At 48.9% G+C, this 7050-nt stretch carries 7 protein-coding genes and 2 tRNA genes; 6 read left to right on the forward strand and 3 right to left on the reverse strand.

Annotated elements, in window-relative coordinates:
* Positions 1-169: 169 nt before the first annotated feature.
* The 3 genes from QUW60_RS13360 to QUW60_RS13370 all read right to left on the reverse strand — a co-directional run bounded on the left by QUW60_RS13360 (position 170) and on the right by QUW60_RS13370 (position 2043).
* Positions 170-1576, reverse strand: coding sequence for an amidophosphoribosyltransferase (locus tag QUW60_RS13360; RefSeq protein ID WP_289561074.1), 1407 nt, complete (start codon positions 1574-1576; stop codon positions 170-172).
* Positions 1577-1871: 295 nt separating this feature from the next.
* Positions 1872-1945: transfer RNA gene (locus QUW60_RS13365), tRNA-Thr, on the reverse strand.
* Positions 1946-1969: 24 nt separating this feature from the next.
* A tRNA-Thr gene (locus tag QUW60_RS13370) sits at positions 1970-2043 on the reverse strand.
* Positions 2044-2508: 465 nt separating this feature from the next.
* Here QUW60_RS13370 and QUW60_RS13375 point away from each other — a divergent pair.
* Genes QUW60_RS13375 through QUW60_RS13400 form a run of 6 tightly spaced genes read left to right on the forward strand, consistent with a single transcriptional unit; the run spans position 2509 to position 6792 of the window.
* Positions 2509-3048 carry a DUF4199 domain-containing protein gene (locus tag QUW60_RS13375; protein ID WP_258338895.1) on the forward strand — a complete coding sequence of 180 codons (540 nt, stop codon included), beginning with the start codon at positions 2509-2511 and terminating at the stop codon, positions 3046-3048.
* Between the two features lie 7 nt (positions 3049-3055).
* Positions 3056-4006, forward strand: a complete 951-nt coding sequence (locus tag QUW60_RS13380) for a glycosyltransferase family 2 protein (protein ID WP_258338896.1) — start codon at positions 3056-3058, stop codon at positions 4004-4006.
* 4 nt (positions 4007-4010) lie between these two features.
* Positions 4011-4508: a DUF6452 family protein gene (locus QUW60_RS13385; RefSeq protein WP_289561077.1), complete on the forward strand. Its 498-nt coding sequence runs from the start codon at positions 4011-4013 to the stop codon at positions 4506-4508.
* On the forward strand, positions 4456-5193 hold the full coding sequence (locus QUW60_RS13390) for a DUF6048 family protein (RefSeq protein ID WP_289561079.1): 738 nt from the start codon (positions 4456-4458) through the stop codon (positions 5191-5193). Before QUW60_RS13385 ends, QUW60_RS13390 begins: the two co-directional genes overlap by 53 nt.
* A 6-nt stretch (positions 5194-5199) precedes the next feature.
* The gene (locus QUW60_RS13395) at positions 5200-5772 is read left to right on the forward strand and encodes a manganese efflux pump MntP (protein ID WP_258338899.1); all 573 of its coding nucleotides are present in this window, start codon (positions 5200-5202) and stop codon (positions 5770-5772) included.
* Between the two features lie 6 nt (positions 5773-5778).
* Positions 5779-6792: an FAD:protein FMN transferase gene (locus QUW60_RS13400; RefSeq protein ID WP_289561081.1), complete on the forward strand. Its 1014-nt coding sequence runs from the start codon at positions 5779-5781 to the stop codon at positions 6790-6792.
* Positions 6793-7050 lie beyond the last annotated feature (258 nt).

Below are 7050 nucleotides of genomic sequence, written 5' to 3' on the forward strand. Positions count from 1 at the left end.
CCCCTCAAGCCTGCAAGTCTGGCACACGCCAGGAAAAATCCTGAACAAAACGGCACGGAGAAACCGGTTTTCACAAAAGTGGAATCCGTATTTTCTCCGTGCCGCCGCTTCTTTATATTCGCATTGCCCTTATCGCAACACACTTTTCCGGAAGAAGCCCGCGCTGCTGTCAGAAGCAGCTTGACCCGTCAAAACAATGGGTGCAGACCTTGCATTTCGGCAGTCCGATCGCTTCAATCAGAGTTTCCAGCGTATTGAACCGCAGGGAAGTCAAGCCGAAACGGGCACGTATACGCTCAACCAGCGCATTATATTCCGGAGAATCCGTCGTAGCATATTTGTCCAGTTTCGCATTCTCGTCCCCTTCAATCTCTTTGATGATGCGGCGGGTTATCAGTTCCATGTCGCTCTTCGACGAAGTGAAGCCGATAAAAGGACAGCCGTAAATCAGGGGCGGACACGCAATGCGCATGTGCACTTCCTTTGCTCCATACTCATATAGAATCTTCACATTGTCGCGCAACTGGGTGCCCCGCACAATCGAATCGTCGCAAAACAGCATCCGCTTGCCTTGAAGCATCGAGCGGTTCGGTATCAGTTTCATCTTTGCCACCAGCGAGCGCATGCTCTGATTGCTCGGCGTAAAGCTGCGCGGCCAGGTTGGCGTATATTTGGCAATCGCGCGATGGTAAGGCACGCCTTTTCCTTCGGCATATCCCAAAGCCATGCCAACGCCCGAATCCGGGATTCCGCACACACAGTCTACTTCCGACGTGTCGGTCTTTCCCATCTTGTAGCCGCTGGTAAAGCGCACTTCCTCTACATTCCGGCCCTCATAGCACGATACGGGGAATCCATAATACACCCACAGGAACGAACAAACCTGCATCTGCTCGTTCGGCTTGCGCATCTGCTCCAGCCCGTCGGCACGCATGCGGATAATTTCTCCAGGCCCTACATACCGGTCTATCTCATAATCCAGGTTAGGGAAACTGCTCGACTCGCTTGTAGCAGCGTATGCGCCTTCTTTCTTTCCGATTACAATAGGCGTGCGTCCCCATTTGTCGCGGGCCACGATAATTCCGTCTTCGGTGAGGATCAGCATCGAGCAAGATCCCTTTATCTTCTTGAACGCATTTTCAATGCCGTCAACAAAATCCTTGCCTTGCACAATCAGCAGAGCCACAAGCTCAGTCTGGTTTGTCTTGCTCATGCTCATTTCAGAAAAGTGCATGTTGTTCTGAAGCATCTCAGCCACCAGCTCCTCCATGTTGTTTATCTTCGCCACAGTTACGATGGCAAATTTTCCCAGATGAGAATTGATCATAATTGGCTGCGGATCAGTGTCGCTGATTATCCCTATCCCCGCCTTGCCGCGGAATCCCGGAAGCTCGCCTTCAAACTTCGTGCGGAAATATGAACTTTCCAGGTTATGGATCGAACGCATGAACCCTTCGCCTTCAGCATAAGTTGCCATACCGGCCCGCTTGGTTCCCAAATGTGAATTATAGTCCGTACCGTAAAACAAGTCGGTAACGCATTCAGCCTTAGAGACTGTACCGAAAAAACCACCCATTCTTTTATTCTTAAAAAATTAATTTGTTGTTTGATTCGGCTGCAAAATTACGGAAAAAACGGGAAAAACGAACGAAGACACACGACAAACTAAAAAAAGGAAACAACTATTTAAACAATCCGGCCCCCGCAATTGTTATTAATGAAAATAACAGAGAGAATCTGCATATTCTCAAACTTGACTAAACTTCATTATGTACACAAGCCACCGCAACAACACCGGTGGCTTTTTTATTTTCTCCCCGGGCGAGGGACAACGCACAAAAGAGGCGGATCATGACAACCCGCCTCTTTCGAGCCTCTTGTCGGATTCGAACCAACGACCCCGAGATTACAAATCACGTGCTCTGGCCAACTGAGCTAAAGAGGCAAAAACCATATGTCTGTTAACTTGAGCCTCTTGTCGGATTCGAACCAACGACCCCGAGATTACAAATCACGTGCTCTGGCCAACTGAGCTAAAGAGGCGGGTGGGTAAGCTTGCCATATCGCGCCGCTACAACCAACTACCTTTGCTGCGATCAAGCCCTGGAGGATTCGAAGGGAGCTGGCCGTATGGGACTTACCCGTGTTTAGCAGTCAGAATCAGGCATACGCCCTATCCGGTTGCGGGTGCAAAGGTAGACATATTTTTTGAACATGCAATACATTTCATGAAAAAAAGCGAAGAAAAGCACAAAAACGGCCCGGAACATTCTTTATCTCCAGGCTGAGGATATGTATCTTTAGGCTGAAGACGTGCATCTCCAGCCTGGAGATATGCATCTCTAGGCTGGAGATGGAGATCGGGCCTTTGCAAATTCAGGTTTCCGATGCCTCCAACCTTGCCGGAAACGCCGTTTTTTTTACGAAAGAGAGCGATTTTTCATGTTTTTATATAGCAAGGAAAACTGAAAAACCGTACTTTTGTAGGCGTTATTTAATAATAAGTACATGACCACCGAACGACCGATAACATTACAAGAATACGCAATGCGTTTCGGCACCTATATGGGGCTTTTCTGGATTTTCAAGTTCATATTCTTGCCTGCGGGCTTCTCAGTCCCCATACTCCAGCTGCTGTTCTTCGTGATGACATGCTTCGTCCCCTTTCTGGGACTGATTTATACACGACGCTACAGAGAAGTCTATTGCGAAGGCTACCTGCCTTTCGGAAGAGCATTCCTGTTTTCCGTGTCAATGTATCTTTTCGCCTCCCTGCTCACCGCAGCGGCCCATTACATCTATTTCCGCTACATCGACGGGGGATACCTCATCACAGAATATACCGCGCAGCTGAATGCGCTGAAGGAAACGGCATCCGAAGAACTGAAAGCGACAATCGAACAGGTAGACGGCGCGCTGACCGTCATTTCATCGCTTTCTCCGCTGGAGATGACTTTCCAGCTTCTCTCCCAAAACTTCTTCTGCGGACTGTTCCTGTCGCTCCCGACAGCGCTGTTTGCCATGAGATATAAAAGAAAACAGAAATAGTAAGATTATGGACATATCAATCATTGTACCCCTATATAACGAGGAAGAATCCCTGCCGGAACTGTACGCATGGATTGAAAGAGTAATGAAAGCCAACAACTTCACGTATGAAGTGATCTTTGTCAACGACGGAAGCACCGATGGTTCATGGCGCATAATAGAAGACTTGAGCCGCCAGCATGGAAATGTCAAAGGCATAAAGTTCCGCCGGAACTATGGAAAGTCGCCCGCCCTGTTCTGCGGATTCGAAAGGGCTGAGGGAGATGTGGTCATCACCATGGACGCTGACCTGCAAGACAGTCCGGACGAAATTCCGGAACTTTACCGCATGATAACCAAAGACGGATACGACCTGGTTTCCGGATGGAAGCAGAAACGCTATGACCCGCTGTCGAAGACAATCCCGACCAAGCTGTTCAACGCCACGGCCAGAGCCGTATCGGGAATCCATAATCTTCATGACTTCAACTGCGGACTGAAGGCATACAGAAAAGAGGTGGTAAAAAACATAGAAGTATACGGAGAAATGCACCGCTACATTCCCTACCTGGCAAAAAACGCCGGCTTTACCCGCATCGGCGAAAAGGTGGTACACCATCAGGCACGCAAGTACGGAAAGACGAAGTTCGGGCTGAACCGCTTCGTAAACGGATACCTCGACTTGATCACCCTGTGGTTTCTGTCTACATTCGGCGTAAAGCCGATGCACATCTTCGGCTTTCTGGGATCCATCATGTTCGTGCTCGGATTTATAGCCGTCATCGTAGTAGGGGCGAACAAACTGTATGACATGTATCATGGAAATCCCTATACGCTGGTGACGGAAAACCCCTATTTCTATCTGGCGCTGACAACCATGATCATGGGAACCCAGCTCTTTCTGGCGGGATTCATCGGCGAGCTCGTGGCGCGCAACTCTCAAGAAAGAAACAACTACCAAATAGAGAAAGAAATCTAACGGCATGAAGAAACTATCAGTCATACTCTGTGTCATGATTCTGTCGGCCTTCTTCTTCCCGGCATGCGAAGTGGAAAACTGTCCGCCCAACGCACTGGCATTCGCACACTTCTCTTTTGTCGACCAGTACGGGAGGTCTGTATCATACACGGACACGCTTACCGTGATCGGACAGATTGATTCGGGCGACTCCACCATCAACGACACGCTCATCAACCGCGAAACGGAAGTGAGCGAACTGAGCGTTCCGCTCAGCTACGGAACGCAGACGCGCTTCATCCTTTCCTACAACAGACGCTCGAGGGACGTGATCACAATCAACCACCGGAACATTCCCTACTTCATGAATCTCGACTGCGGAACCATGATGTTCTACGAAGTGACAAGCGCCGAATCGACATCACGCATGCTCGACTCACTCGTCATTACCAACCCGAATATAGACAACAATGAAAAAGAAAACTTCAAAATATACTTTACGGTTACTGATACTGGCGAGTAGCTGGCTGCTTTGTCTGGCTTCGGGATGGAGCCAACAAGTGCACAAGGCTGTCCCTGCACAGAAAAAGGCGGAAGAAAAAAAAGCGGCGGAAGAGCATGTTCCTCTCTATCAGGGACTGTCGCTTGAATGGGAAATCGCCGGACTGGGAAGCTACCTGCTGGGAAGCGACATTCTCAATTCGGAAATCGCGCTGCGGGCTAACCTGAAAAATCGCTTCCTGCCTGTAGTGGAAATCGGATACGGAAAGGCGGACGCCATCAACGACGGAAACGATCTGCACTACAAGACTTCCGCGCCCTATTTCCGCATTGGAGCCGACTACAACATATTCCATAAGAAAACGCATTTGCCCGGATACATCTATGCCGGACTCCGCTACGGCATGAGCTCTTTCACATACGACGTAAGCGGACCGGACATGACGGACCCCAATTATGGCGAAGTAAACGTGGTTCCGTATGCTTACAGCGGACTGAAAAGCAACGCAAGCTGGGTTGAAGGCGTATTCGGACTGAAAGTGAAAATCTACAAAGGCTTCTGCATGGGATGGAGCGTAAGATACAAGATGCGGCTGAGCATAAAAGGACACGAAAACTCCATACCATGGTATGTGCCCGGCTTCGGGAAAAACGCAGGAAGCAGCTTCAATCTGATGTATAACTTGATATATAACTTACCTTTTTAAACAGATATGGGTTTACTGGCTATTATCCTCCTGGCGGTCAGTCTGGCTATCGACTGCTTTACGGTATCGGTCACCAGCGGGATTATTCTCCAGCGCGTCCGCTGGAATATTTTTTTGAAAATGGGATTCTTCTTCGGACTGTTTCAGGCCATCATGCCGTTCCTTGGCTGGCTGGGTGCCAGCCGGTTCAGCCACCTCATCGAAGACTACGACCATTGGATAGCTTTCGGTCTTCTGTGCTTCCTGGGAATCCGCATGATCCGCGAACATTTCAAGAAGGAGGAAGAACGGAGCTTCAACCCGACCAGACTGAAAGTCATTCTGGCTCTGGCGGTGGCTACAAGCATCGACGCCTTGGCCGTAGGAATTTCGTTTGCCTTCACCGGCTACAATTCGCTCGGCTCTTTGACGCTTCCGCTCGCAGCAATAGGTGCCGCATCTTTCTTGCTTTCCATCATCGGATGCCTCATCGGCGTATTCTGCGGCCGACGCTTCCACTGCCGGGTGGAGATATTCGGCGGAATCGTGCTTATCGGAATCGGAACAAAAATATTGGTCGAACATCTTTTCATACAATAATCGCTCATGAATCAAAGAAATCTTAAATGGCAGCTGCCGTTTCTCGCAATACTGATAATTGGAACAGTACTCATACTCAGAAAACAGGCTCCGTATCAGACGGATGAAGGATTCGTCTTCGGAACGGTGTATAAAATCACCTACCAGTCGAAAGAGAATCTGAAGCCCGAAATCGAAGCCGAACTGAAGAAGGTAGACAACTCGCTTTCTCCGTTCAACAAGCAGTCGGTCATCACACACATCAACAACAACACCGACCTTCGGGCCGACTCGATGCTTGCCTATATATATAAGATGGCAAAGGGGATATCGGAAGAAACGCAGGGAGCGTACGATATCACCGTAGCTCCTTTGGTCAACGCCTGGGGATTCGGATTCAAGACACAGGCTTTTCCCGACTCTGCAAAGATAGACAGCATCCGCGAAATTGTGGGCTACAAGAAAATACGTCTGAATGATAACGGAACATTCGAAAAGACAGATCCCCGCATCATGCTCGATTGCAGTTCGATAGCCAAAGGATACGGAGTAGACTGCGTGGCCCGCCTGCTGGCAAGCAAAGGGATAAGAAACTTCATGGTGGAAATAGGCGGAGAGGTAGTGACCAAAGGAGAAAATCCGAAGATGGAAAAGTGGAAAATCGGCATCAACCGTCCGGTGGATGATTCGCTGGCCGTAAACCAGGAATTGCAGACCATACTTGAAATCACCGATGCAGGCATGGCAACTTCGGGCAACTACCGGAACTTCTACTACAAGGACGGCAAGAAATACGCTCATACCATTGACCCTCGCACGGGCTACCCTGTTCAGCACAACATTCTTTCATCCACGGTCATCGCCGACAATTGCGCCAAAGCGGATGCATACGCCACCGCCTTCATGGTGCTCGGTCTGGACTCGGCCAAAGTCATCTGCAACGCGCATCCGGAACTTGATGCATATTTCATCTATACGGATGATGAAGGGAAATTGCAGACTTACTCTACCGAGGGGATGAAGCGGTATATACGCAAGTGAACGGCAAGAAAGCAAAAACAGGCGGCACAACCTTTGCGGAGTGAAGATAAAAACGTATCTTCGCTTTATAACGTCATAAAGGCCAAACCTATGGATGCAGCAAAACTGTAAGCTTCACCCCTTATGCCAAAGATAAGGCCGGCTCAGACAGAAGAAGGAACGGTATTCTTTGACTATGAACATTTATTTAGTCGTCCCTTAAAAATATTTTTATTTACTGTTATTCAGTTATTTAATCAATAAAAGTATTTGATAATG

Source organism: Bacteroides gallinaceum, from assembly GCF_030373775.1.
Taxonomy (GTDB): domain Bacteria; phylum Bacteroidota; class Bacteroidia; order Bacteroidales; family Bacteroidaceae; genus Phocaeicola; species Phocaeicola excrementipullorum.